Raw genomic sequence first — 23,457 nt, 5'->3', positions numbered from 1 at the left:
GCGGTCGAAGACGACCGCTCCTCAGGATGAGGGCGGTACATTGGGTAAGCCGCCTACTCCTTCACCGCGCCTGTCATCGCCGATACGTAGTGCTCGACGAAGAACGCATAGAGGATCACCAGCGGCAGCGAGCCAACCAACGCGCCGGCCATCAGCGAGCCCCATTTGTAGATGTCGCCGTCGACGAATTCGTTGACGATGGCCACAGGCACGGTCTTGTTCTGGGTCGATTGCAGGAAGGTCAGCGCATAGATGAACTCGTTCCAGCACAAAGTGAACGAGAAGATGAAGGCCGAGATCAGGCCGGGCACCGCCAGCGGAATGATGATCTTGACCAGGATCTGCCAGCGCGAGGCGCCGTCGATCAGCGCGCACTCCTCGAGCTCGAACGGGATGGTCTTGAAATAGCCCATCAGGAGCCAGGTCGAGAACGGGATCAGCAGCGTCGGATAGACCAGGATCAGCGACAGCGGCGAGTCGAACAGGCCATAGGCCTGGATGACCGAGGCCAGCGGGATGAACAGGATCGACGGCGGCACCAGATAGGCCATGAAGATCAGCGCCCCGACTGTCTCCGCACCACGGAAGCGCAGCCGCACGATGGCATAGGCGGCGAGCACACTGGCAACGATCGACAAAAATGTCGAAGCCGCTGCCACATACATCGTGTTCCAGAGCCACTGCGGATAGTTGGTTTCGAACAGCAGCTTTTGAATGTGCTTGAAGGTCGGCTTGATCACCCAGAACGGATTGAACCGCTCCATGTCGATCAATTGCTCGTCGGGTTTGATCGAGGTCAGCGCCATCCAGTAGAACGGGAACAGCAAGATCACCACGATGATGAACAGCGGGATGTAGAGCGTGACGATGCGCCTCGGCAGCGACTCCAGATAGGCCATGCCCTCGCTGTGATCGTCTTTCTCGACGGTCGGCGCGACGGCTGTGCGGTGATCGACGGCGTGATCAGTCATTGTCAGTGCCTTGCTGCCACTTGCGGCGTTGCATGCCGAACCAGGAAATGGCGATGGCTGCCAGAAGGAACGGGATCATGGCGGTGGCGATGGCTGCGCCCTCGCCGAGACGACCCGAGAGAATGCCGCGCTGATAGCTCAGCGTCGCCATCAGATGCGTTGCATTCACCGGACCGCCGCGAGTCAGCGCCCAGATCAGCTGGAAGTCCGTGAAGGTGAACAGCACCGAGAAGGTCATCACGACCGCGATGATCGGCGTCAGCAGCGGATAGGTGATAAAGCGGAAGCGCTGCCACGATGTGGCGCCGTCCAGCGTCGCCGCTTCATAGAGCGACGGTGACACCGTCTGCAGGCCCGCCAGCAACGTAATCGCCACAAACGGCACACCGCGCCAGATATTGGCGAAGATCACGCTGCCGCGTGCCCAGTTGCTATCACCGAGAAAATTGATGTTGTGGTCGATCAGGCCCATTTTGATCAGCGACCACGAGATGATCGAAAACTGCGAGTCGTAGATCCACCAGAAGGCGATGGCCGAGAGCACCGTCGGCACGATGAACGGGATCAGCACCGCGGCGCGGATCAGCGCCTTGAACGGCATATGCCGGTTCAAGAGCAGGGCCAGATAGAGGCCGACGGCGAATTTGATGGCCGAGGCGACGATCGTATAGAGCAGCGTGTTGAACACCGAGAGCCAGAAGATGCTGTCGTCCTTCAGCCATTCATAATTCTCGAGGCCGACAAACACGCCGCCGCGGCCGATGCGATCATCGGTGAAGCTCATCCAGACGCCGAGGAACAGCGGGTAAGCGAGAAACAGCAGCAGGAATGCCGCGGCCGGCAGCATGAACCACAGTGCGAGCCAGTTGCGGTTGATCCGCAGCCGCTCCCAGGCCGAGGATCTGGGGATCACTTTCCCTGCCCCCGGCATCGATGTCTGGATCGTGGTCATTGCAAGATAGCTCCAGTCGGATGTCGGCTTCGGTCTGATGTCGTGCAGTCAGTCATGCGTCATGATCCGGTTACGGCAGGATCGCTTCGCCCTCGATCTCGACACGTGCGTGTGGATCGATCAGGGCGGAAACCTGAACCAGTGTCATTGCTGGAAAATGCTTGCCGAGCGTCGCGCCCCAGGCCTCGCCAATGGCGGGGCCGGACGTCTTGAATGCGTTGATGTCGGTCACATAGGCGCGCAACATCACGATTTGCTTTGGTTCGCCGCCCGCGGCCTTCAGCACGGTGACGAGATTCTCCATCGCGTAGCGCCACTGCGTCCCGAAGTCGGATCCCGCGGCGACTTCGCCCTGCCCGTTCTGCTTGCCGAGCTGACCGGAGATCCGGACGCTCCGCGTACCGCCGGCCACCACCGCATGCGCAAAACCGCGCGGCCGCGTCCAGCCTTCCGGGAGAACTGTCTTGTAGTCGGTCTCTGGCATTCCCATTCCCATCGTTCAGGCAGCCTTTTGTGAAACGAGATTCACGGCTGCTCCGGAGAGTTGCCGGCGCGGGTCGCTCCGCGCCGGCAAGGTCGTCCTCAGGCGCGGAAGATGCGCTTCGCCGCGCGCTCGGCAGACGACATCGCGGTCTTCACGTCCTCGCGGCCCGTGCAGTAATTGGCGTACATGTCGACGACCACGAAGTCGGCGATCGCCGCCGCCGCATTCTCGCTCATCTGCGCTTCGCCCGCCGGGGTCGTTGCCGTCGAAGCCACGTCGCGATATGGCGTGTTCTTCGGATCGGCGGTCCAGATCGGGTTCTTCTCGAAAGCAAGCTGGAACGGCGACAGATAGCCCTGGGCTGACTCGACCCACGGATTGAACTGCTCGGGCTCCATCATGAAGGCGGTGAACGCCTTGCAAGCCTGCGGGAACTTGGTGAAGGAGAAGATCAGGATCGGGAAACCGAGATGGAGCTCACGCCGCTTGCCGTCCAGACCGACGGGCAAATGCGCGTGGTTCATGTCTTCGGCAATCGCCGGGGCTTCCTTCTTCGCGGTCACATAGACCGAGATGCCATTGGTGGTCAGATGCAGCTGGCCGGCCAGGAATGCCTTGTTGTTCGACGAGTCGTTCCAGGATGCGGTGCCGGGAATGAAGTTATCGTAGAGCGACTTGACGTATTCCAGTGACTTCGCGGTCTCCGGAGAATTGATCGTGACCTTGTTGTCTTTGTCGATCAGCTTGCCGCCATGGGCCCACAGCGCCCAGTGCACCCAGCCATTGGCATCGCCCGAAGCGTGGCCCAGCGCCATGCCGCCTGGGGTGCCGTTCTTGTTCATGCCCTTGAACAGATCCTGGAAGCCGCCGAGATCATTCGGGAACGTCTTGTGCCCGGCCTTTTCCGCAGCAGCGACGCGGTAGTTCACCAGACCGCCGGTCGCAGCGACCGGAACGCCGATCCACTTGCCGTTATGCATGCCGTACTGCTTGCCGGACTCGGCCCAGCCGCCGTTCTTCTTGCCGAGATAGTCGGCGACGTCGGAAACGTCCATGCACTTGGTCGGGAACAGGAACGGCAGGGAGTACAGGCCCCAGACCATGTCGAGGCCCTGCCCGGTATTCGCCGCGACCGAAGCCTTTGGCTGAATGTCGTCATAGGATTCGTTGGAGACGGTGATGGTGACGCCGGTTGCCTTCTGGAAGGCGTCGACGATCTTCATGAAGGCCACGTCTTCGGCTTCGACGAAGCGCTTCCAGCGCAGCAGGTTAATCTTGGCGCCAGCTTCCGGCTTCCACTGTGAGGCCTGCGCCCAGGCTTTTGCGTAGCCCAGCAATTGATCCGCGGACATGGTCGCCGCAGCAGCAAGCGTGATCGCGCCGCCCTTGAGCAGAGATCGGCGATCCGGTGTAAATCCAGTCATCTTTCGTCTTCTCCCTGTAATATTGGTTCGTTGATCGACCAATGTTTTGAAATTGATTTGGTGCAACAGCGCGTCAGTTGACGCGCTTGCCGGTCTCCTTGTCGAACAGATGCGCCGAATTCGCGCGCGGCCTGAGATGAATCTTGTCGCCCGGCGCGACCGGACGTCGATCACGGAAGATCGCGATGATGTCCTGGGTGCCGATACGTGCGACGACCTGAGTCTCCGACCCCATCGGCTCGACCACCACGACCTCGGCCTCGATGCCGTCATCGGCGAATTCGAGATGCTCGGGACGAATGCCGTAAGTGACAGCCTTGTCGTTCCCTGCCGCAGGCGCTGCCGTAATCGGCAGCTTCGCGCCATTGGCAGTTTCCACCCAAGGCTGGCCGCCGTTCACCTTCAGCGTGCCTTCGAGGAAATTCATCGCCGGCGATCCGATGAAGCCCGCAACGAACTTGTTCTCGGGACGATCATAGAGCTCCAATGGTGCGCCCATCTGTTCGACGATGCCGTCCTGCATCACCACGATCTTGTCGGCCATGGTCATGGCCTCAATCTGGTCATGCGTCACATAGACCGTCGTCGTCTTCAGGCGCTGATGCAGTTCCTTGATCTCGGCGCGCATGGCGACGCGCAGCTTGGCATCGAGATTCGACAGCGGCTCGTCGAACAAAAACACCTGCGGGTCACGCACAATGGCGCGGCCCATGGCGACGCGCTGACGCTGACCGCCCGACAACTGCCGGGGAAAACGCTCGAGCAATCGCCTCAAATCGAGAATATCGGCGGCGCGATTGACCTTCTGATCGATCTCGCTTTTGTCCGCGCCGCGCAGCTTGAGCGAGAAGCCCATATTCTGGGCAACGGTCATATGCGGATACAGCGCGTAATTCTGGAACACCATGGCGATGTCGCGCTCTTTCGGCTGGACATCATTGACCACGCGGTCGCCGATCGAAATCGTGCCGGAGGTGATCTTCTCCAGGCCCGCCAACATGCGCAGCAATGTGGATTTTCCGCAGCCGGATGGCCCAACCAGAACCACGAATTGGCCATCCTCGATGGGGACCGACACGCCGTGGAGAACCTCAAAACCGCCAAAAGACTTACGAACGTCGTGAATCTGCACGGACGCCATACATTTTCCTCCCAAATGTCCCATTTTAGAGACTGCGTCCTCCGATTGCCGGAGCCGCCTGTTCTTACTTGTCTGACATCCTACCAGATTTTCTGGCGGCGTGTCGTTGGATCATAGTCGTAGAAAAACTTCGCAGATGCAAACGTTGCGAAGCAGCCAGTGGCGTGCAAACATTCGTGACCAATCAAAAGAGACGACGCACCAAGATATAAAGTGTGCGCTGCGGGAGAAATGATGACCAAGTCGACTTCGTCCACGCCGACTGCGGGGACCTCGCCTGTAAAGGCAACCAAGCGCAAACTTCGTTCGAGCGAATGGTTCAACGATCCCCACAATCCCGGAATGACCGCACTCTATCTTGAGCGCTATCTGAACTACGGTCTGACGCGTCACGAATTGCAGTCCGGCAAGCCGATCATCGGCATTGCGCAGACCGGCAACGACCTGTCGCCCTGCAATCGCCATCATCTCGAACTCGCCAAGCGCGTGCGCGAAGGCATTACCGCTGCCGGTGGTCTGGTGATGGAATTCCCGGTGCATCCGATTCAGGAGACCGGTAAGCGGCCGACTGCGGCGCTTGATCGCAACCTTGCTTATCTCGGCCTTGTGGAAATCCTGTTCGGCTATCCGCTCGATGGCGTCGTGCTAACAACCGGCTGCGACAAAACCACGCCGGCCTGTTTGATGGCAGCAGCGACAGTCAATCTCCCCGCAATCGTGTTGTCCGGCGGTCCGATGTTGAACGGCTGGCACGAAGGCCAACGCACCGGCTCCGGCACCGTGGTGTGGAAATCGCGTGAGCGGCTGGCCGCCGGCGAGATCGGCTACGAAGAATTCATGACGCTGGTGGCATCGTCCGCACCGTCAGTCGGCCATTGCAACACCATGGGCACCGCGTCGACGATGAACTCGCTTGCCGAAGCTTTGGGCATGTCACTGCCCGGCTGCGCTGCCATCCCCGCTCCCTATCGCGAGCGCGGCCAGATTGCCTATGAGACGGGCAGCCGTATCGTCGACATGGTGTGGGAGGACCTCAAGCCGTCCGACATCCTGACGCGCAAGGCGTTCGAGAACTGCATCGTGGTCAACTCCGCCATTGGTGGCTCGACCAACGCCCCCATCCATATCAACGCGCTGGCGCGCCATATCGGCGTCGAACTCGATATCGACGACTGGCAGAAATTCGGCCATGACGTACCGCTGCTGGTCAACATGCAGCCGGCCGGCTTCTATCTCGGCGAGGAATATCACCGCGCCGGCGGTGTCCCCTCAGTGGTGCGCGAGCTGATGAAGCACAAGCGCATCCATGAGGATGTGATCACGGTGAACGGCAAGACCATGGGGGAAAATTGCGCCGCCTCGCCCAAGCCGGACAACGACGTCATCTGGTCCTATGACAAGCCGCTGGTGGCTGATGCTGGCTTCCTCGTCCTGCGCGGCAATCTGTTTGATTCCGCGATCATGAAGACCTCGGTAATCTCCAAGGAATTCCGCGATCGCTATCTGATCAATCCGAAGGATCCGAACGCATTTGAAGGTCGCGCCATCGTGTTCGAGGGGCCGGAGGATTACCATGATCGCATCGACGATGCCGCGCTCAATATCGATGAGCATTGCATCCTGTTCGTGCGCGGCACCGGGCCGATCGGCTATCCCGGCGGCGCGGAAGTCGTGAACATGCAGCCGCCGGCAGCGCTGATCAAACGCGGCATTCTATCCCTGCCCTGTATCGGCGATGGCCGGCAGTCGGGCACGTCGGGCTCGCCGTCGATCCTCAACGCGACGCCTGAAGCGGCAGCCAATGGCGGCCTCGCAATCCTGCAGACGGGCGACAAGGTGCGCATCGATCTCAACAAGGGCTCGGCGAATATCCTGATCTCCGACGAGGAGCTGAAGCGACGTCGCACCGAACTGATGGCCAATGGCGGCTTCAAGTATCCGGCCAACCAGACGCCGTGGCAAGAACTCTACCGCAACACCGTCGGCCAGCAGGCCACCGGCGCCTGCCTTGAGCTGGCAACGCGCTATCGCGATATCGCCGGTACGGTCGGGACGGCGCGGCATAATCACTAGCAGCCAACGGTGTCATTGCCGGGCTTGACCCGGCAATCCAACTTCCTTCGCAGCAAGATGGATACGCGGGTCAAGCCCGCGTATGACGCCCAAAACAAAAACGTCTCAGGGAGATCTCACATGTCTGACCGCTTGAAAGGCAAACGCGCCTTCGTCACCGCGGGCGCCGTCGGTATCGGCCGCGCCTGTGCACTGGCCTTTGCACGCGAAGGTGCGACGGTGTTCGCCACCGATATAGACGACAAGGGCGTCGCCCTGCTGACCAAGGACGGCGTGGCAGAGACAGCGCGACTCGACGTGCGCGACACGGCTGCCGTCGAAGCGATGGCGAAGAAGGTCGGCGATATCGACATCCTGCTCAACGCCGCCGGCTTCGTGCATCACGGCGCAGCACTGGAATGCTCCGATTCCGACTGGGATTTCTCGTTCGACCTGAACGTCAAATCGATGCACCGGACCATCCGTGCGTTCCTGCCCGGCATGCTCGCGCGCGGCAATGGTGCGATCGTCAACATTTCCTCCGCCGCCGGTGTCTTCAAGGCAGCGCCGAACCGCTATGTCTATGGCGCAACCAAAGCCGCCGTCGCCGCCCTCACCCGTGCCGTGGCTGTCGACTACATCACCAAAGGCATTCGCTGCAACGCGATCTGCCCCGGCACGATCGAAACGCCGTCGATGCTCGACCGCGCCGCGGCCGCAGGCCCGAATGGCCGCGAGCTGTTCGTGAGCCGGCAGCCGATGGGCCGCCTCGGGACCGCCGAGGAAATCGCGTCCCTCGCCGTCTATCTCGCCAGCGACGAGAGCGCCTTCACCACCGGCGTCGCACACATCATCGACGGCGGCTGGACGCTGTAACCGAGGACATCGCATCATGAACAAGATCGATTTGAACGGCCGCTGCGCCGTGGTCACGGGCGGCGCCCAGGGCTTTGGCCGCGCCATCACCGAACGTTTCGTCGCTTCCGGCGCCAAAGTGGCGATCTGGGATCAGGATATTGACCTGGCCGTAAGAACGGCGAGCGAAATCGGCGACGAAGTGATTGCCCTCAAAGTCGACGTCACCGACGTCGCTTCAATTGATGAAGCTCGTGATGCGACGCTTCAAGAGTTCGGCAAGATCGATATCCTGGTCAACAATGCCGGCATCACTGGATTCAACAAGCCGGTGTGGGAGATCGATTACGACGATTGGCGCAAGGTGATGCGCATCAATCTCGACGGCCCGTTCCTGTGCTGTAAGGCTATCGTCCCCGTGATGCTGAAACAGAATTACGGCCGCATCGTCAACATCGCCTCGATCGCCGGCAAGGAAGGCAATCCGAATGCCTCGCACTATTCGGCGTCGAAGGCCGGCCTGATCGCGCTGACCAAGTCGCTCGGCAAGGAACTCGCCGGCCACGAGATCAATGTCAACGCCATCACGCCTGCTGCCGCGAAGACGGCGATTTTCGACCAGATGACGGAACAGCACATCAACTTCATGCTGTCGAAGATTCCGAAAGGACGTTTCGTGCTGGTGCAGGAACTGGCCGCAATGGCTGCCTGGCTGGCCTCGGAAGACTGCGCCTTCTCGACCGGCGCGGTGTTTGATATTTCGGGCGGACGGGCGACCTACTAAGTCGCCCTTCTCGTCAGCCCTTGCCCTTGACGCGGAAGATCACGGGCACGGTGAAGCTCAGGCCGTCGTCGGCGATCAACGGCGGCGGCGCCGGCAGCGGGTCTGAGCGGCGGACCATGGCAACCGCGGCCTCGTCGAATGCGGCGTCGCCAGAGCCCTTCACCACCCGCACAGCCAGGACCTTGCCGACGCGGTCGATCTCGAAATTCACCGTCACTTCGGCCGTCTTCTGCTGGCGCTCCTGCGGATAGCGCTTGTTCTTTTCGAGATAGGCGCTGAGCTGCTTGGACCAGATTGTCGACAGGCGCTTCTTGTCGGTGCCGATGCCGCCCTGCTGCGCTTGTGCTTTCTCGCCAGCCTTGGAATCATCGAGCTTCTGCTGTGCGGCGGCTTCCGACGCGACGGATTCCTGCGACGCCTGCTGCTGCTTTTGCGCCTTTTCGGGTGTCTCTTCTTCCGGCTTGGTCGCCTTGCTCTCGGTCACGACCTGATCGGGTTCTTCGCTCTCGTGCGGCGTCTCCTTGGGGAGATCGCTCTGCTTCTCGACAGCCTTCTGCTCCTGAACGGCCGGAGATGCGGTCGAGGCCTCCGAATCCGGGCCCTGCGGAAGATCGGTCGGCTCGACGTCGGGCGACACCATTTCCATCCCGACTTCGATGGCATTGGCGCCGAGGCCGTCGTCATCCTCTTCCTGCTGCATCTCGAACACAGCCGCAGCGATGCCGCCGACATGCAGCAGCACGGCGACAAGCGCCGCGATCAGCCACAGTCGCCAGGACGACTTTCTATCGAGCTCGGACATAGCGCTTCCGTAACGTCAGGGCTTCGGCGCGTCAGGTGCAGCGATCGGTGCCGGCGATGCCGCAGCGGCATCCGGAACACCTTCCAGTGCAACAAGCTTGGTCTTTTGATAGCCGCCGGCACGCAGCCGTTCCATCACATCGAAGAATTCGCCATAGGGCACCGCGCGATCGACGCGCAGGAAGATCGGACGATCCTTGTTGCCGTCGCCCATCGCATCGAGCTGACGCACCAGATCGACACGCTTGACCATGTTCTCGCCGATCGCGACCGCGAGGTCCGGCTTGATGCTCACATAGGTCGGCTTGTCCGGCTTCTTCTGCGGCGTCACCGTCGAGCTCGGCAGATTGATCGGCAGGTCCACCGTCGACAGCGGCGCAGCCACCATGAAGATGATCAGCAGAACCAGAATGACGTCGATGAAGGGTGTGACGTTGATTTCGTGATTTTCACCGAAATCATCATCGTCGTCTGCACCTTCGGAAAGCGACATACCCATGATTATTCAGCCGCTGCGCGTGCGTGTGAACTCGAATGCGCGCGATCAAGATCGCGTGACAGCAGACGACCGGCGGCGCCCTGCGCACGACCGACGATTTCCATGTAGGCCTTCGTCACCCGCGAGAAGTGATTGTAGATGATGACCGCCGGGATCGCCGCGACGAGGCCGATGGCGGTCGCCAGCAGCGCTTCGGCGATGCCGGGCGCCACCACGGCGAGATTCGTGGTCTGCGACTTCGAGATGCCGATGAAGCTGTTCATGATGCCCCACACGGTGCCGAACAGTCCGACGAACGGCGACGTTGCGCCAATGGTCGCGAGGATACCCATACCAGTGCGCACCTTGCGGCCTTCAGCGCGAACGATTTCGCCAAAGCTCGAGGCGGCGCGCTCCTTGATGCCTTCATCGCTCGAAATGCCGGCGGACATCCTCCCTTCCCGCATCGCCGCTGCCAAAAATCGCGACAGGATCGTGCCGCGCTCACCGAGCGCCATCTGCGCCTCGGACAGCGAACGCGATTCACCGATCTTGCGGAGCGCAGCCTTCAGGCGACGCATGGCCCAGGTCAGTTCCATCATCTTGAAGATGCCGACCGTCCAGGTGACGACCGATGCGAAAGCCAGACCCACCATCACCGCCTTGACGATGATGTCGGCACCCATGAACATTTTCCAGGGCGACAGATCGTGCTCACCGGTAGCGACCATCGGCCTGGGCGCGGCCTCCACCACCGGGCTAGCAAGAGCTGTCGAAGCGGCCGGACTCGCTGCTGGGCTGCTTGGCTGAGCAGTTACCGGGGCCGGTGCCGCAGCAGGGGCTGCCTGAGTAACCACTGGCGCCACGGGCTTTGCAGCCTGCTGCGCAATGATTGGCGAAGCAAACGCGAGTACTGCCAGCACAGCCAGCGACTTAAGAACAGTTCTAAACAAGCTTATACCTCGGCCCAGTAGCGGATGAGATTATGATAGATGCCCGTCAATTTGACCGTTTCTGGGTCGTCCCTTCCGAGACGTTCAACTAGGCTCTGAATCGCGCTGTCGAGATCGAAGATCATGCTGCGCGCATGAGCATCACGTATCATGCTCTGTAGCCAGAAAAAAGACGCTACGCGCATACCTGCCCTTAGAGGCGTTACAAGGTGCAAACTGGAAGCAGGATAAAGTACGAGATGACCGGCCGGCAGCTTCACCTCGTGTGAGCCGTAATTGTCTTCAATAACAAGCTCACCGCCCTCATATTCTTCGGGTTCTGAGAGAAACAATGTCACTGACAGGTCAGTGCGGATACGCATGCCGGTGAGATGATCGCCACGTACTGCATTGTCGACATGCACGCCGAAGTGATGTCCATCCGACGAGACGTAACGATTGAACAGCGGCGGGAAGATATGCAGCGGAATTGCTGCGGATAAGAACCGCGGATTCGACGTCAGTGCCGAGATAATGCGATTGCCGAGCGCGCGGGCCACGTCGCTGTCCGGCGGCAGTTGCTCGTTCCTCTTGACCAGAGCCGATTGCGCACCGGCCGTCGAGCGACCGTCCTCCCAACCGGCCGCATCCATGATGCGGCGGAACTCCGCCACATCACTTTTGCTCAAGACATCAGGGATGCAGATCAGCATCCCCTAGAACTTCCCACTGAGAACAAGTGTTCCCGACCGGCCGGGCGCCACCAGCACGAACGGTGCAGCGCTGTTGTAGAAACCGTCATAGTAGAGCTTGTTGGTGAGGTTGTTGACGAACAGCTTGAGCGTGATGTTCTGGTCGATCTTCTTCTCGACGAACATGTCGAAGCGCCAGAATTCCGGCAGGACCGTCGTGGTGGTCGTGTACAGAATGCCACCGGTGCGCTGCGACTGATAGGTCGCCTGCCCGCCCAGCTCCCAGCCATAGTCGAACTTGTACTTGGTCATCAGGTTGAACGACTGATGCGCGATATTGGCGAGATCGCGCCCGATGAAAGCTGGCGTTGCCGAGTTCAACACCTTGGATTCCATCAGAACCAGACCGCCGAATACGCTCCAGCGATCAGTGATCTTGCCGGCGACACCGAGATCGATGCCGCGGATTCTGTATGATGCGCCAGCCACGACCTGCGTGGCACCGGCAACGGTCAGCTGCTCACGGGCATTGCTCTTGGTGGTCTCGAACAGGGCGCCTGTCAGCAACAGATGGCGATCGAACAGTTCCCACTTGGTGCCGACTTCCGCCGACTTGTTCTTCTCTGGCGCGAACACCTGATTATAGGCGCCCGTAAGATTGAAGCCGCCATAGCGTGCGTCGGTGCCATCCAGTTCGGCGCCGACCGGATTGGTCGACGTGGCATAGGCCGCATAGACACTGCCATAGGGCAGCGGCTTCAACGTCAGGCCGACATTCCAGTTTACATTGCCGCTATCGGCCTTCTGCGGGAACGTGGTGGTGGTCGCAAACGGCTTGCCCGCGCTGACGCTGTAATCGTCGTAGCGGATGCCGGTGTTCAGATAGACGATGTCGTTGTAGTTCGCGGTGTTGATGGCGTAGCCCGCGTTGGTGTCGACCTTGATCACCGTTGGATTGTTGGCGCGCGTGGGCTGCGCAAAGGCCGAATAGGTCAGATTGGGATTATTGATCGGAACGATCACCGAGCCGATGCTGGTGCTGCCGCCCGGCAGCGACTCCGTCGTCAGGCCCGTAAAAGTGTCGATATCGACCTTCTCACGCGAGATTTCGGCGCCGACGATTGTCGTGTGCCTGATCGGGCCGGTGTCGAACTTGAACTTGAAGTCCGACTGGTTGGCGATCGTGTCCGTGGTCTGATAGCGGCTGACGGCGTTGAGCTGCACCAGGCCGAAGCCGCCGGCAGCGTCGGAGACGTAGCCGGGAATGCCGACGCGGGGCGCTTCCGGCAAGGTGCCGACATAGGCCAGAGTCGAGCGTTCCAGCCGCATCTTGTTCGAGAAAGTGACGTCGGGCGTCAGTGCGACTTCGGTGTTCAGCGAGCCGATATCCTGACGGGCATGCTGGAAGTCGCGATTGGCGAAGCCATAGTAGTTGTTGCGGTTCGCGATGCCGGTTTCCGTTGATGGCTTGTTGGCCGCGCGGTCCCATGGAATACCGAAATCCGGGATCGAATTGAGGTCTGTGTGAATGTAGTTGGCCGTGACCTTTACGGCGTCGACCGGCGTCCACTTGATGGCCGCGAAGCCTCCCCAGCGATCGTCAGTCGTGGTGTTGCGGCCAGCAACATCGGCGTCCTGAAACAGGCCGCCGGCGCGCACCGACACCGTCGGGCTCAGCACCTGATTGGCGTCGATGGTGACGCGCTTGGTGGCATCGGTACCGAAGGCGGTATCGATATTGGTGAAGTTCTTGTCGCCTGCCTGTTTGGTGACGATGTTGATCGCACCGCCGGCAGTGCCGCGTCCGGCGAAGGACGATGCCGGACCGCGCAGGATCTCGACCTGTTCGGTGAAGAAGTTTTCACGAATGCTGACGGCCGGGTCGCGGATACCGTCGACGAACACGTCATTGCGGGCATCGAAGCCGCGGATGAAGAAGCGATCGCCGAAAGCGTTGCCGCCCTCACCGGTTCCAAGCGTCACGCCGGCTGTCGAACGAACGGCATCGCGCAGCGATGTCGCGTTCTTGTCCTCGAGAACTTCCCGGGTGAGTACCGTGACGGTGCGCGGCGTATCCAGCAGCTTCTCGGTGAATTTGCCGCCCGCAAGCCGATCGCCTTTATAGGGCGCGGAGGGATCGGCATAAGGATCGGCGGCTAGTCCGCCGGCATTCGGAAACGGTACGGGCGCGACTGGCACCGGTTGAGCCCGGCGGGCGGCGCGGCGGAGCGCGGTGCGCGCGCGAATCTGGTCCGGACTTGGCTTCGACGCCGCCGGCCGGGGCCGGGCAACCGGGGCATCCACCGTGACCGGCGGAAGGGTAGATTGCTGCGCTTCGGCACCGCTGAACGACGCAACCGCGATAAGGCCCGCAACCGCCGTTACTTTTCGGCCAGAATGGGGATCGGCGCCCTCGCCGACACGAACCTCAGAAACAGCACGCAAAGACCGCGGCATTTTCGCCGTACCCATCGAATTCCCCCAAAACTGCGACACCAGGACGCATCAAGTGCGATAATTTGTCCCATGGACGTAGTCGGCGGGAGAACGGGTGGTCAACGCAATTGGGCGAGAATGCGGGGTTCTTATGTTTGAATATGTCTAGATTGGTCGCGGCAGCTACCTAGAGGTAATATGAGACGGTCGCCCTATTCGCTGCTCGGCGGCTTCATCAGCGAGAACATCTCGTCGACGGTCTGCAGCGCCGATTGCCTTACCCGATCCGTATTCTCCATGCCGGCGATGTTGATGCCACGCACGACGGCTTTGATCTCGTCCCGATAGTCGGTCAGGAAGCGCAGCGGATCCGGCGAGTCATTGGCGACCCGCGCGATCAATCCGGTAATTAAAATCTGACAGGCGATCATCCGCCCATTCAACTCGTCCATGTGCCGCTCCGGAGATTACACGTGCAAGCCGCTATGTCGGCTTCGACGAGCCTATGACGGATACGACGCGCAGTTACAACACCAGGCGCTTCTCACTGCGCCGGTGGATTGTCCAAGACGCCGCATAAAACGAGGCGCAGTGTCCTGTTGGAACGATGCGAGAAATCACGCGTAAATCATAGTGAACATGAAGATTTGGCAATGAAGCACGCGTTCAAGCGGTCGTGTGTTTACAGCATTTGAGTCGACACCTAGCTGATCAGGAGCCGCCCACGCGGGCGCGCATTGGACGCTCATGTCTGCGTCAGTGGCTGCCAAGAGATTGATGAGATCACCATGACAACGCTTATCCGTTTTCGATGGACTGGACTGATCGCTCTGACGCTGCTTGCGGCCGGCGGAACTATCGCATGGCAGCATTACGGAGCTACCGGAGCACAGCAGGCGAATGCCGACAAACCGCGCGGCCCTGCCCCCGTCCCGGTGAAAATCGCATCTGTCGAAAAAGCTGATTTCCCCGTTTATCTCGGCGGTTTAGGCACCGTGCAGGGTTTTAATACTGTCGTCGTGCGGACCCGCGTCGATGGTCAGATCGACACGATCGCTTTCACCGAAGGGCAGATCGTCAAGGAGGGTGACCTGCTCGCACAGATCGATCCGCGCCCGTTCCAGGCAGCGCTCGATCAGGCCAAGGCCAAGAAGGCGCAGGACGAAGCCAATCTCGCCAATGCCAATCTGGATTTGCAGCGCTTCACCAAACTCGGCGAATTCGCGACACGGCAACAGACAGACACACAACGCTCCACCGTGCAGCAGTTGAGCGCGCAGATCGCTGCCGACGATGCCGCGATCTCGAATGCACAGACCCAACTCGCTTACACCACGATCAAGGCTCCGATCTCCGGCCGCGTCGGCTTTCGTCAGGTCGACCAAGGCAACATCGTCAATGCTGCGACCCAGACCGGCATCGTCACTATCGCGCAGATCGAGCCGATCGCCGTAATCTTCACCGCGCCTGAACAGAACCTCATCGACATCAGCCAGTCGCTCGCGGAACATCCGCTCAAGGTGATCGCGCTGACCACCGACGGAAAGCGGACGCTCTCGGAAGGAACGCTCGCGGTCATCAACAATCAGGTGGATACGACCAGCGGCACGATCAGGCTGAAGGCGGTGTTCGATAACAAGGACCACGTGCTGTGGCCCGGCCTCTCAGTCTCGACGCGGCTGCTGGTGACCACCCTGAAGGATGCGACCGTCATTCCCGACGATGCCGTTCAACATGGGGCGGACGGGCTCTATGCCTTTGCGGTCGGGGCCGACAACAAAGCCGAGCTGAAGAAAATCAAGGTCGGCCGTTCCATCGATGGCCGCACGGTGGTCGAGGACGGGCTGAGCGCCGGCGAGCGCGTTATCGTCGCCGGGCAATATAAAGTGCAGCCGGGCGCGCTGGTAGCGACGTCAGTCGCAACATCCGCAGCCACTCCGGCGAAAGGCGAATAGCCATGAACGGAGGAATTTCAGCACCGTTCATTCGCTATCCGATCGCAACATCATTGCTGATGGCCGGCATCCTGTTCGTCGGCCTGGTCTCCTATCCCCAGCTTCCCGTCGCGCCTTTGCCGCAGGTCGACTTCCCGACCATCCAGGTAGCCGCCACTCTGCCCGGCGCCAGTCCCGAGACCATGGCATCCTCGGTGGCGCAGCCGCTGGAGCGACAGCTCGCGCAGATCCCCGGCGTAGCGCAGATGACCTCCACGAGTTCGCTCGGCACATCGGCAGTCACGATCCAGTTCGATCTCAACCGCTCGATCGACGGCGCTGCCAATGACGTGCAAGCTGCGATCAATGCCGCTGGCGGACAATTGCCGAAGACGCTTCCGAGTCCGCCCACCTATCGCAAGGTCAACCCGGCCGACTCGCCGATCATGCTGCTGTCGGCGACATCGGACACGCTGCCCATTACGACGGTCAGCGACAGTGTCGATGCGCAACTGGCGCAGCAGATCAGCCAGATCTCCGGTGTCGCCCAGGTTACGATCGGCGGCCAGCAAAAGCCGGCGATCCGCATCCAGATTGATCCTGCCAAGCTGGTGGCCAAGGGGCTGCAGCTCGAAGACATCCGCAGCCAGATCGCGATCACCACTGTCGACAGCCCGAAAGGCAATATCGACGGCGCGACCCGCAGTTACACGATCTACGCCAACGACCAGTTGCCGGAGTCGAAAGACTGGAACGACGTCATCATCGCCTATCGCAATGGTGGTCCGCTGCGGGTCAGGGATATCGGCACGGCGGTGACAGGCCCGGAAGACGCCAAGCAGGCGGCTTGGGCTAATGGCAAGCGCGGCGTGTTTCTGGTGATCTTCAAGCAGCCCGGCGCCAACGTCATCGACACTGTCGACAAGATCAAGGCCGAGCTGCCGCGTCTGGTGGCCGCGATCCCGCCGACCGTGAAGATCGAGGTCCTCAGCGATCGCACGCAGACCATCCGCGCCGCCGTGCAGGATGTCCAGTTCACCCTGCTGCTGACCATCGCCCTCGTCGTAATGGTGATCTTCGTCTTCCTGCGCAGCGTCTGGGCCACCGTCATTCCCAGCGTGACCGTACCGCTCGCATTGCTCGGCGCCTGCGCGCTGATGTGGGTGTTCGGCTATACGCTCGACAACCTGTCGCTGATGGCGCTGACCATCTCGGTCGGTTTCGTGGTCGACGACGCCATCGTGATGCTGGAGAACATCACTAGATATATCGAGGAAGGCGAAACACCGATGGCTGCCGCGCTGAAAGGCGCTGGTGAAATCGGCTTCACCATCGTCTCGATATCAGTCTCGCTGGTCGCGGTGCTGATCCCGCTGCTGCTGATGGGTGGCATTATCGGCCGCCTGTTCCGCGAATTCGCAGTCACATTGACCATGACAATCTTCGTCTCGCTGGTGGTGTCGCTGACGCTGACGCCCATGATGGCGTCGCGCTTCCTGCGCGAAGAGAAACACGCCAAGCATGGCCGGCTCTATCAGCTCAGCGAGAACGCCTTTGACGCTCTGCTGCGCGCCTATGAGCGCGGCCTCGACCTCGTGCTGCGCTGGCGCCTGACGACGCTGATGGTGTTCTTCGCCACGCTCGTCCTGTCGGTCTATCTGTTCATGATTATCCCGAAGGGCTTCTTCCCGCAGCAGGACACCGGCCTGATCACCGCTTCCTCCGAAGCGTCGCAGGATATTTCCTTCGCCGACATGAAGATCCACCAGGAAGAACTCGGCAAGATCGTGCAGGCCGATCCCGACGTCGCCAGCGTCGCCATGTCGATTGGCGGCAGCGGCGGCGCGCTCAATACCGGGCGCATGTTCATTACCTTGAAACCGCGGGATGAACGTTCCGCCAATGCGCAACAGATCATCACACGGCTGCGACCGAAGCTGGAGAAGGTTCAGGGTGCACGCCTGTTCATGCAGGCGGCGCAGGATATCCGGCTCGGTGGCCGCGCCACCCGAACCCAGTTCGAATACACACTGCAGGACGCCAATCTGGCCGAACTGAACGAGTGGGCGCCGAAGATTCTGGCCAAGATGCAGACGCTGCCGGGTCTACGCGACGTCGCCACCGACCAGCAGACCAAGGGCACGACGCTGACGCTGACCATCGATCGCGACAACGCTTCGCGCTACGGCATCCAGCCGCAACTGATCGACGACACGCTGTATGACGCGTTCGGCCAGCGTCAGGTCGCCCAGTATTTCACGCAGTTGAACAGCTATCACGTCATTCTCGAGATATTGCCCGAGATGCAGGGCAAGCTCGACTCACTCGACAAGATCTATATCAAGTCGCCGACGACAAGCGACATGGTGCCACTGTCGGCCTTTGCGAAATGGACGACGGTGCCGGTGCGGCCGCTTTCGATCAGCCATCAGGGCCAATTCCCGGCGATCACCATCAGCTTCAATCTGGCGCAGGGCGTTGCCCTCGGACAGGCGACCGATGCCGTACAGGCTGCCATGCAGGATATCGGCGCGCCTTCGACCTTGCGCGGCACCTTCCAGGGCACGGCGCAGGCGTTCCAGCAATCGCTATCGACGGTGCCACTGCTGATCCTCGCAGCACTGGTTGTGGTCTATCTGATCCTCGGCATTCTCTATGAGAGCTACATCCACCCCCTGACAATCCTGTCCACCCTGCCCTCGGCGGGCGTCGGTGCGCTGGCGATTCTGATGGCGTTCGGTTTCGATTTCAGTCTGATCGCGCTGATCGGCATCGTGCTGTTGATCGGCATCGTCAAGAAGAACGGCATCATGCTGGTGGACTTCGCAATTGCTGCCGAGCGCGACGAACATCTTGAACCGGAAGAAGCCATCCGCAAGGCCGCTATCCTGCGTTTCCGCCCGATCATGATGACGACCATGGCGGCGCTGCTTGGCGGCGTGCCGTTGATGCTCGGCACCGGCACCGGTTCGGAAATCCGCCAGCCACTCGGCTACGCGATGGTCGGCGGCCTCATCGTCAGCCAGGCGCTGACGCTGTTCACGACACCAGTGGTCTATGTCTATCTCGACAAGCTTTCCAATATCATGTCGAGCTGGGGACGATCGAAGCGCGACGACGATAACCGGTCGGACAAGCAGATGCTGGCGAAACAGGCCGCCGAATAGCGCAACGGCGCGCTATACAGCTTCTTCGATCCTGGTGCCGACATAGACGGTGTTGGACACTTCCTCGTCTGCGTTCAGATTGTCGAAGGCCACGACATGCGCGGTGACGGCGCCAAAGACACTCTCCATCACGGCCGTGAATGCAGCTTCTGGTGGGTCGTTCGACCACAGCGCAAACACGCCGCCGGGCTTGAGATGCTCCGACAGACGCTGCAGCCCGGCCGCCGTATAGAGCACGGCATGGCTCGGATGCAGCAGGTTGTCCGGCGCATGGTCGATATCGACCAGTATCGCATCGAAGCGACGACCGGGTTCGTCGGGATCGAGATGACCACCCGTCGAGGTCGCCATCTTGAAGAAATCGCCATGGACGAGACGGCAGCGCCCGTCCGCCGACAATTCGCGGCCGATCGGGATCAGGCCGGCCTGATGCCATTCGATCACTTCGGGCAGTGCATCAATGACGACCAGCGAACCGACCTTCTCATGCGCGAGAACTGCCTGCGCAGTGTAGCCCAGACCGAGACCCCCAACGACGACATCCAGCCCGCTGCCGATTGGTGATGCCAAGCCAATATCCGCCAGCGCGATCTCGGCAGCCGTGAATGCGCTCGACATCAGAAATTCGTCGCCGAGCTTGATCTCAAAGATATCGATGTCCGTGCCCGGCTTCCGCCGACGTCGCAGGGTCAGGACACCCATCGGCGTCGGGCGATAATCCAGTTCTTCGAACATCATGCTCATATCCGACCATGTACATGGCACGTGCGATGCGGCAACAACGAAATGCCCCAAGTGTGCAAATCTGGACAGACACCTCCGGCGAAATGACTAAACACTTGGCGTCGTCGGCGATTCGTCGCGTCATGGTTGCGTGTTGCGTGGAGAGTGACTGCAGGCTCACTCCAGCGCGCGGGGGCGCCGCCATGAAACGCATTCTGGTCGTCGACGACGACCCACTCGTGTCCATGTCCATTAGGCTGACACTGGAACGCGAGGGCTTCGAAACCGTCTCGGCCGATGGTGGCGAGATCGGTCTATTCGTGTTGGAAGATACAAGCTTCGATGTGATGATCATCGATATCTTGATGCCGCATGATCAGGCGTCAGCCATATCGCCGTGATCGCTCTTCGCCGGCGATTTCTTCTTGCTACCTTTGGTGTTCAGGAAGCGAATATCGATCTGTGCACCGTTCACCTTGACCAGTTCGCAGCGGCGATAGGCGAGTCCGGTCGATGACAGCAGCAGGAAGAACTCTTTCAGATTGAGGCCCTCGATGGAGGTCTCGAGTATCAACTCAGCATCATGACTCGACACAGCCTTCAACACACAACTGCGCCGCCATGTGCCGTCGATGGCCATAATCCAGACATTGTAGCCACGCCCGAAAATGACGCGCCCGTTGGTTGCAACTTCTTCTGCCATGACCGCTCCTACGCCCGCATACTGGCGGGAGACGTCTTCAGTCCGGCACCCATGTCGGGCACGATCGATGGCGACGCTTGCGCACTCACCGGCAGATAGAGACCGCGACGATTGGAGCAAACCCGATAGCGGTCGGTGAGACCGACCACGGTCTCGGCTGCGCCCAGGAACAGATAGCCGTCAGTTTCGCTGGCTTTGGCAAGCCTGCCGAAGATCTCGGTCTTGGTCGCCTGATCGAAATAGATCAGCACGTTGCGGCAGAAGATGACGTCGAACTTGCCGAGATGCGCGTAGTCCTGCAGCAGGTTGAACTGCTTGAACTGAACCATCGCGCGGATGTCAGCATTGAGCTGCCACGTCGTGCCGGTCTGCTTGAAGTGTTTCACCAGCAACTGGATCGGCAGGCCGCGCTGCACCTCGAACTGGGTGTAGACGCCAGTGCGTGATTTTTCGAGCACTTCGGGCGAGAGATCCGTGGCCACGATCTCGACGCGCCACCCCGTCAGCGCGGCGCCGAGTTCCTTCATGATCATGGCGAGCGAATATGGCTCCTGCCCGGTCGAGCCGGCGGCGCACCAGATCCGCAGGCTACGCTTGCCAGCGCGCGCCTTGATCAGGTCGGGAATGACCGTGTTCTGAAAATGCTCGAACGGTGTCTTGTCGCGAAAGAAGAAGGTCTCGTTGGTGGTCATGGCTTCGACCACATCCGAGATCATCGGCTCGGAACCGGCTTTCATCTTCTGAACGAGTTCGCTGATCCCGGCGACACCGGCCTTGCGCGCCAGCGGCATCAATCTGCTTTCGAGCAGGTACTTCTTGTCGGCCGATAGCACCAATCCGGAACGATCTTTCAGAATCTTCTGCAAATACTCATAATCGATAGGGGTCATGGTCTCTTTCTAAGACGCAACGCCGGTCCAAATAACTTGCAGCGACGACGGTATGCCGCTGCGTGCAAAAAGCGCGTACTACACGATTGCAGCAAATGACTAAGAGATCGCCAAGACGCCGCAGGACGTTGCGCAGCGCCGGGCACAAAGTTGAGAAGCGCGACCACATAACGTTGCACGCGGTAGCCCATAACCTGCGCAAACAGAACAGCGCACCAAGCGAATGGGTGGAAGCGGCGTCAATTGACAATGAAAAAAGCCGGCGCTTTCGCGCCGGCTTCAATGTCTCGCTATCTTGTTGCGTCAGGCTGCGCGTACGGCGTTCAGGAACTTGCTGACCTCGACCTTCAGACGCGTGCTGTCCGAGGACAGCGACTGCGCCGCGGAGAGCACCTGCGAGGATGCCGAGCCGGTCTCGCTGGCACCACGCTGCACGTCGGCGATGTTCGACGAGACTTGCATGGTACCCTGCGCTGCCTGCTGGACGTTGCGGGAGATTTCCTGGGTCGCAGCGCCCTGCTCTTCCACCGCCGAGGCGATCGTCGAAGCGATCTCGGACATCCGGCCGATGGTGTCCCCGATCTCCTTGATGGCACCAACCGATTCCTGCGTCGCCGCCTGGATGCCGGAGATCTGCGTCGAGATCTCACCGGTGGCTTTCGCCGTCTGCTCGGCCAGCGCCTTCACTTCCGATGCCACCACCGCGAAGCCACGACCGGCCTCGCCGGCACGCGCGGCTTCGATAGTTGCGTTGAGCGCCAGAAGATTGGTCTGGCCGGCGATGTTGTTGATCAGCTCGACGACGTCACCGATGCGAGCGGCCGCACTGGCAAGCGCGCTGACGCGATCGTTGGTGAGGCGGGCCTGATCGACGGCCTGATTGGCGATGCTGGCCGATTCCTGCACCTGACGGCTGATTTCGTTCACTGACGAGGCCATCTCCTCGGTCGCCGAAGCAACCGACTGCACATTGGTCGAGGCTTCCTCTGAAGCGGCTGCCACGGTCGTTGTCAGCTCCTGCGAACGTTCGGCAGTCGCGGTTAGCGTGCTGGCAGAGGCTTCGAGTTCGGTCGAAGCCGACGACACCGTCTCGACGATCTCGCCGATCATCGTTTCGAATTCGCGGGTGATGCTATCGACGCGGCGACCGCGCTCGATCTTGGCTTCCGCATCGGCTGCTGCTGCTTCGTCCGCCGCACGCTTGTCGATCAGCGCCTGCTTGAAGATCTGCAGCGCGTCTCCCATCGTGCCGATCTCGGTCTTCATGCCCTGATGCGGCACGACGGCGGTCAGATCGCCCTGGCCCAACGCCTGCATCGGCTTGACGATCGATGCGATGCCGCTGGAGACGTCCCGCACGAGATAGATGCCAATGCCGATGCCGAGCAACGCCGACACGACGAGGATCGCGACAACCATCATGAAGGCTGCGTCGTAATTGGCCAGGGCGTCTGCACCGGCAGTGTCGGAGCCCCTGAGATTGAGCTCGATGTCCTTGTTCAGGACTTCGTCAGCTTTCAGGCCGATCGGATTCACAGTTTTCGTGTTCAGCGCATTGGCTTCCTGCGGCATCTTGCCGGCGCTCTTGCGCGACAGATCCATCACATCGAGCGTGCCCTTCTTGTAGCTGTCCCAGAGCTTGCTCCATTCCTCGTAGAGCGCGCGCTCTTCCGGCGAGGTGATCAGCTTCTCATACTTCGCGCGGATAGCGGTGTTGCTCGCTACCACTGTCTCAAGCGTTTTCTCATTGGCCAGCTTCTCCTCCAACGTCTCGGACAGCATGTGCTGACGGATCACGTTGCGATAGGTGATGACGCCGGAGCGCAGATCGCCGAGGAAACGCACGCTTGGCAGCCAGCTGGTCTGGATATCCACCGCATTGGCGTTGATCGCCTGCATCTTGCGAACCGCGACCAGGCCCAGACCCGTCATCGCAAGCAGCAAAAATGAAAGAACAATGGTGATCTTGGCGCGAATAGACAGGCTGGCGAGCATGACGAAGGGTCCCTCGGTTTTCGACCGTTGGTCCGCAATGTGC

Annotated in this window: 21 protein-coding genes; 6 read left to right on the top strand and 15 right to left on the bottom strand. The window is 60.6% G+C overall.

What is annotated here, in order from left to right:
• Positions 1-53 precede the first annotated feature (53 nt).
• From AC1DUY_RS28590 to AC1DUY_RS28570, 5 genes are all read right to left on the bottom strand, one after another.
• Positions 54-971, bottom strand: coding sequence for a carbohydrate ABC transporter permease (locus AC1DUY_RS28590; RefSeq protein ID WP_089267203.1), 918 nt, complete (start codon positions 969-971; stop codon positions 54-56).
• Positions 964-1,923, bottom strand: coding sequence for a carbohydrate ABC transporter permease (locus AC1DUY_RS28585; RefSeq protein WP_231080905.1), 960 nt, complete (start codon positions 1,921-1,923; stop codon positions 964-966). The genes AC1DUY_RS28590 and AC1DUY_RS28585 overlap by 8 nt, the downstream gene beginning before the upstream one ends.
• Before the next feature lie 70 nt (positions 1,924-1,993).
• Positions 1,994-2,407 carry a RidA family protein gene (locus tag AC1DUY_RS28580; protein ID WP_231080906.1) on the bottom strand — a complete coding sequence of 138 codons (414 nt, stop codon included), beginning with the start codon at positions 2,405-2,407 and terminating at the stop codon, positions 1,994-1,996.
• A 98-nt stretch (positions 2,408-2,505) separates the two neighbouring features.
• Complete coding sequence (locus AC1DUY_RS28575; RefSeq protein WP_175367345.1) at positions 2,506-3,831, bottom strand: ABC transporter substrate-binding protein; 1,326 nt, start codon at positions 3,829-3,831, stop codon at positions 2,506-2,508.
• A gap of 73 nt (positions 3,832-3,904) precedes the next feature.
• Positions 3,905-4,972, bottom strand: a complete 1,068-nt coding sequence (locus tag AC1DUY_RS28570; protein ID WP_089267200.1) for an ABC transporter ATP-binding protein — start codon at positions 4,970-4,972, stop codon at positions 3,905-3,907.
• A gap of 234 nt (positions 4,973-5,206) precedes the next feature.
• On the opposite strand from AC1DUY_RS28570, the gene AC1DUY_RS28565 reads away from it, so the two are divergent.
• From AC1DUY_RS28565 to AC1DUY_RS28555, 3 genes are all read left to right on the top strand, one after another.
• Positions 5,207-7,045: an IlvD/Edd family dehydratase gene (locus AC1DUY_RS28565; RefSeq protein ID WP_478118710.1), complete on the top strand. Its 1,839-nt coding sequence runs from the start codon at positions 5,207-5,209 to the stop codon at positions 7,043-7,045.
• Positions 7,046-7,165: 120 nt separating this feature from the next.
• On the top strand, positions 7,166-7,900 hold the full coding sequence (locus AC1DUY_RS28560; RefSeq protein WP_478118708.1) for an SDR family oxidoreductase: 735 nt from the start codon (positions 7,166-7,168) through the stop codon (positions 7,898-7,900).
• 16 nt (positions 7,901-7,916) lie between these two features.
• Positions 7,917-8,663, top strand: coding sequence for an SDR family NAD(P)-dependent oxidoreductase (locus AC1DUY_RS28555; RefSeq protein WP_441229349.1), 747 nt, complete (start codon positions 7,917-7,919; stop codon positions 8,661-8,663).
• Positions 8,664-8,676: 13 nt separating this feature from the next.
• Here AC1DUY_RS28555 and AC1DUY_RS28550 read toward each other — a convergent pair whose 3' ends face one another.
• The 6 genes from AC1DUY_RS28550 to AC1DUY_RS28525 all read right to left on the bottom strand — a co-directional run bounded on the left by AC1DUY_RS28550 (position 8,677) and on the right by AC1DUY_RS28525 (position 14,454).
• A complete protein-coding gene (locus AC1DUY_RS28550; RefSeq protein ID WP_089267197.1) occupies positions 8,677-9,465 on the bottom strand; it encodes an energy transducer TonB family protein in 789 nt (262 codons plus the stop codon).
• A gap of 15 nt (positions 9,466-9,480) precedes the next feature.
• Positions 9,481-9,963, bottom strand: coding sequence for a TonB system transport protein ExbD (gene exbD / locus AC1DUY_RS28545; RefSeq protein WP_093758879.1), 483 nt, complete (start codon positions 9,961-9,963; stop codon positions 9,481-9,483).
• A 2-nt stretch (positions 9,964-9,965) separates the two neighbouring features.
• A complete protein-coding gene (exbB, locus tag AC1DUY_RS28540) occupies positions 9,966-10,895 on the bottom strand; it encodes a tonB-system energizer ExbB (protein ID WP_478118705.1) in 930 nt (309 codons plus the stop codon).
• Between the two features lie 2 nt (positions 10,896-10,897).
• Positions 10,898-11,587 (bottom strand): Fe2+-dependent dioxygenase, encoded by a 690-nt coding sequence (locus tag AC1DUY_RS28535; RefSeq protein ID WP_093758881.1) that lies wholly within the window; start codon positions 11,585-11,587, stop codon positions 10,898-10,900.
• A 3-nt stretch (positions 11,588-11,590) separates the two neighbouring features.
• Complete coding sequence (locus AC1DUY_RS28530) at positions 11,591-14,038, bottom strand: TonB-dependent receptor (RefSeq protein WP_478118702.1); 2,448 nt, start codon at positions 14,036-14,038, stop codon at positions 11,591-11,593.
• A 176-nt stretch (positions 14,039-14,214) separates the two neighbouring features.
• Positions 14,215-14,454 carry a hypothetical protein gene (locus AC1DUY_RS28525; protein WP_089267192.1) on the bottom strand — a complete coding sequence of 80 codons (240 nt, stop codon included), beginning with the start codon at positions 14,452-14,454 and terminating at the stop codon, positions 14,215-14,217.
• A 336-nt stretch (positions 14,455-14,790) separates the two neighbouring features.
• Between AC1DUY_RS28525 and AC1DUY_RS28520 the strand changes: the two genes are divergently transcribed.
• On the top strand, positions 14,791-15,957 hold the full coding sequence (locus AC1DUY_RS28520) for an efflux RND transporter periplasmic adaptor subunit (protein WP_478118700.1): 1,167 nt from the start codon (positions 14,791-14,793) through the stop codon (positions 15,955-15,957).
• 2 nt (positions 15,958-15,959) lie between these two features.
• A complete protein-coding gene (locus AC1DUY_RS28515; RefSeq protein ID WP_231080913.1) occupies positions 15,960-19,103 on the top strand; it encodes a multidrug efflux RND transporter permease subunit in 3,144 nt (1,047 codons plus the stop codon).
• Positions 19,104-19,115: 12 nt separating this feature from the next.
• Here the strand turns inward: AC1DUY_RS28515 and AC1DUY_RS28510 are convergent, their stop codons facing one another.
• Positions 19,116-19,841: a spermine/spermidine synthase domain-containing protein gene (locus AC1DUY_RS28510; protein WP_441229343.1), complete on the bottom strand. Its 726-nt coding sequence runs from the start codon at positions 19,839-19,841 to the stop codon at positions 19,116-19,118.
• Between the two features lie 188 nt (positions 19,842-20,029).
• Here AC1DUY_RS28510 and AC1DUY_RS28505 point away from each other — a divergent pair, with 188 nt between their 5' ends.
• The gene (locus AC1DUY_RS28505) at positions 20,030-20,227 is read left to right on the top strand and encodes a response regulator (protein WP_158596832.1); all 198 of its coding nucleotides are present in this window, start codon (positions 20,030-20,032) and stop codon (positions 20,225-20,227) included.
• Here the strand turns inward: AC1DUY_RS28505 and AC1DUY_RS28500 are convergent.
• The 3 genes from AC1DUY_RS28500 to AC1DUY_RS28490 all read right to left on the bottom strand — a co-directional run bounded on the left by AC1DUY_RS28500 (position 20,203) and on the right by AC1DUY_RS28490 (position 23,414).
• Positions 20,203-20,529, bottom strand: a complete 327-nt coding sequence (locus AC1DUY_RS28500) for a pilus assembly protein PilZ (protein WP_068730616.1) — start codon at positions 20,527-20,529, stop codon at positions 20,203-20,205. The genes AC1DUY_RS28505 and AC1DUY_RS28500 overlap by 25 nt on opposite strands.
• Before the next feature lie 8 nt (positions 20,530-20,537).
• Positions 20,538-21,419 (bottom strand): CheR family methyltransferase, encoded by an 882-nt coding sequence (locus AC1DUY_RS28495; RefSeq protein WP_478118697.1) that lies wholly within the window; start codon positions 21,417-21,419, stop codon positions 20,538-20,540.
• 303 nt (positions 21,420-21,722) lie between these two features.
• The gene (locus AC1DUY_RS28490; RefSeq protein WP_478118695.1) at positions 21,723-23,414 is read right to left on the bottom strand and encodes a methyl-accepting chemotaxis protein; all 1,692 of its coding nucleotides are present in this window, start codon (positions 23,412-23,414) and stop codon (positions 21,723-21,725) included.
• Positions 23,415-23,457: the final 43 nt, after the last annotated feature.

It is taken from the genome of Tardiphaga sp. P4_G1 (assembly GCF_056401215.1).
This window is presented reverse-complemented; position numbering and strand designations above follow the sequence as displayed.

What these genes read in the sequence shown, in the direction of transcription:
- AC1DUY_RS28490 (WP_478118695.1), bottom strand. Translation starts at nt 23,414, where the DNA reads ATGCTCGCCAGCCTGTCTATTCGCGCCAAGATCACCATTGTTCTTTCA.
- AC1DUY_RS28505 (WP_158596832.1), top strand. Translation starts at nt 20,030, where the DNA reads ATGAAACGCATTCTGGTCGTCGACGACGACCCACTCGTGTCCATGTCC.
- AC1DUY_RS28575 (WP_175367345.1), bottom strand. Translation starts at nt 3,831, where the DNA reads ATGACTGGATTTACACCGGATCGCCGATCTCTGCTCAAGGGCGGCGCG.
- AC1DUY_RS28535 (WP_093758881.1), bottom strand. Translation starts at nt 11,587, where the DNA reads ATGCTGATCTGCATCCCTGATGTCTTGAGCAAAAGTGATGTGGCGGAG.
- AC1DUY_RS28525 (WP_089267192.1), bottom strand. Translation starts at nt 14,454, where the DNA reads ATGGACGAGTTGAATGGGCGGATGATCGCCTGTCAGATTTTAATTACC.
- AC1DUY_RS28515 (WP_231080913.1), top strand. Translation starts at nt 15,960, where the DNA reads ATGAACGGAGGAATTTCAGCACCGTTCATTCGCTATCCGATCGCAACA.
- AC1DUY_RS28510 (WP_441229343.1), bottom strand. Translation starts at nt 19,841, where the DNA reads ATGATGTTCGAAGAACTGGATTATCGCCCGACGCCGATGGGTGTCCTG.
- AC1DUY_RS28555 (WP_441229349.1), top strand. Translation starts at nt 7,917, where the DNA reads ATGAACAAGATCGATTTGAACGGCCGCTGCGCCGTGGTCACGGGCGGC.
- AC1DUY_RS28500 (WP_068730616.1), bottom strand. Translation starts at nt 20,529, where the DNA reads ATGGCAGAAGAAGTTGCAACCAACGGGCGCGTCATTTTCGGGCGTGGC.
- AC1DUY_RS28585 (WP_231080905.1), bottom strand. Translation starts at nt 1,923, where the DNA reads ATGACCACGATCCAGACATCGATGCCGGGGGCAGGGAAAGTGATCCCC.
- AC1DUY_RS28520 (WP_478118700.1), top strand. Translation starts at nt 14,791, where the DNA reads ATGACAACGCTTATCCGTTTTCGATGGACTGGACTGATCGCTCTGACG.
- AC1DUY_RS28580 (WP_231080906.1), bottom strand. Translation starts at nt 2,407, where the DNA reads ATGCCAGAGACCGACTACAAGACAGTTCTCCCGGAAGGCTGGACGCGG.
- AC1DUY_RS28590 (WP_089267203.1), bottom strand. Translation starts at nt 971, where the DNA reads ATGACTGATCACGCCGTCGATCACCGCACAGCCGTCGCGCCGACCGTC.
- AC1DUY_RS28550 (WP_089267197.1), bottom strand. Translation starts at nt 9,465, where the DNA reads ATGTCCGAGCTCGATAGAAAGTCGTCCTGGCGACTGTGGCTGATCGCG.
- AC1DUY_RS28530 (WP_478118702.1), bottom strand. Translation starts at nt 14,038, where the DNA reads ATGGGTACGGCGAAAATGCCGCGGTCTTTGCGTGCTGTTTCTGAGGTT.
- exbD (WP_093758879.1), bottom strand. Translation starts at nt 9,963, where the DNA reads ATGGGTATGTCGCTTTCCGAAGGTGCAGACGACGATGATGATTTCGGT.
- AC1DUY_RS28570 (WP_089267200.1), bottom strand. Translation starts at nt 4,972, where the DNA reads ATGGCGTCCGTGCAGATTCACGACGTTCGTAAGTCTTTTGGCGGTTTT.
- AC1DUY_RS28565 (WP_478118710.1), top strand. Translation starts at nt 5,207, where the DNA reads ATGACCAAGTCGACTTCGTCCACGCCGACTGCGGGGACCTCGCCTGTA.
- AC1DUY_RS28560 (WP_478118708.1), top strand. Translation starts at nt 7,166, where the DNA reads ATGTCTGACCGCTTGAAAGGCAAACGCGCCTTCGTCACCGCGGGCGCC.
- AC1DUY_RS28495 (WP_478118697.1), bottom strand. Translation starts at nt 21,419, where the DNA reads ATGACCCCTATCGATTATGAGTATTTGCAGAAGATTCTGAAAGATCGT.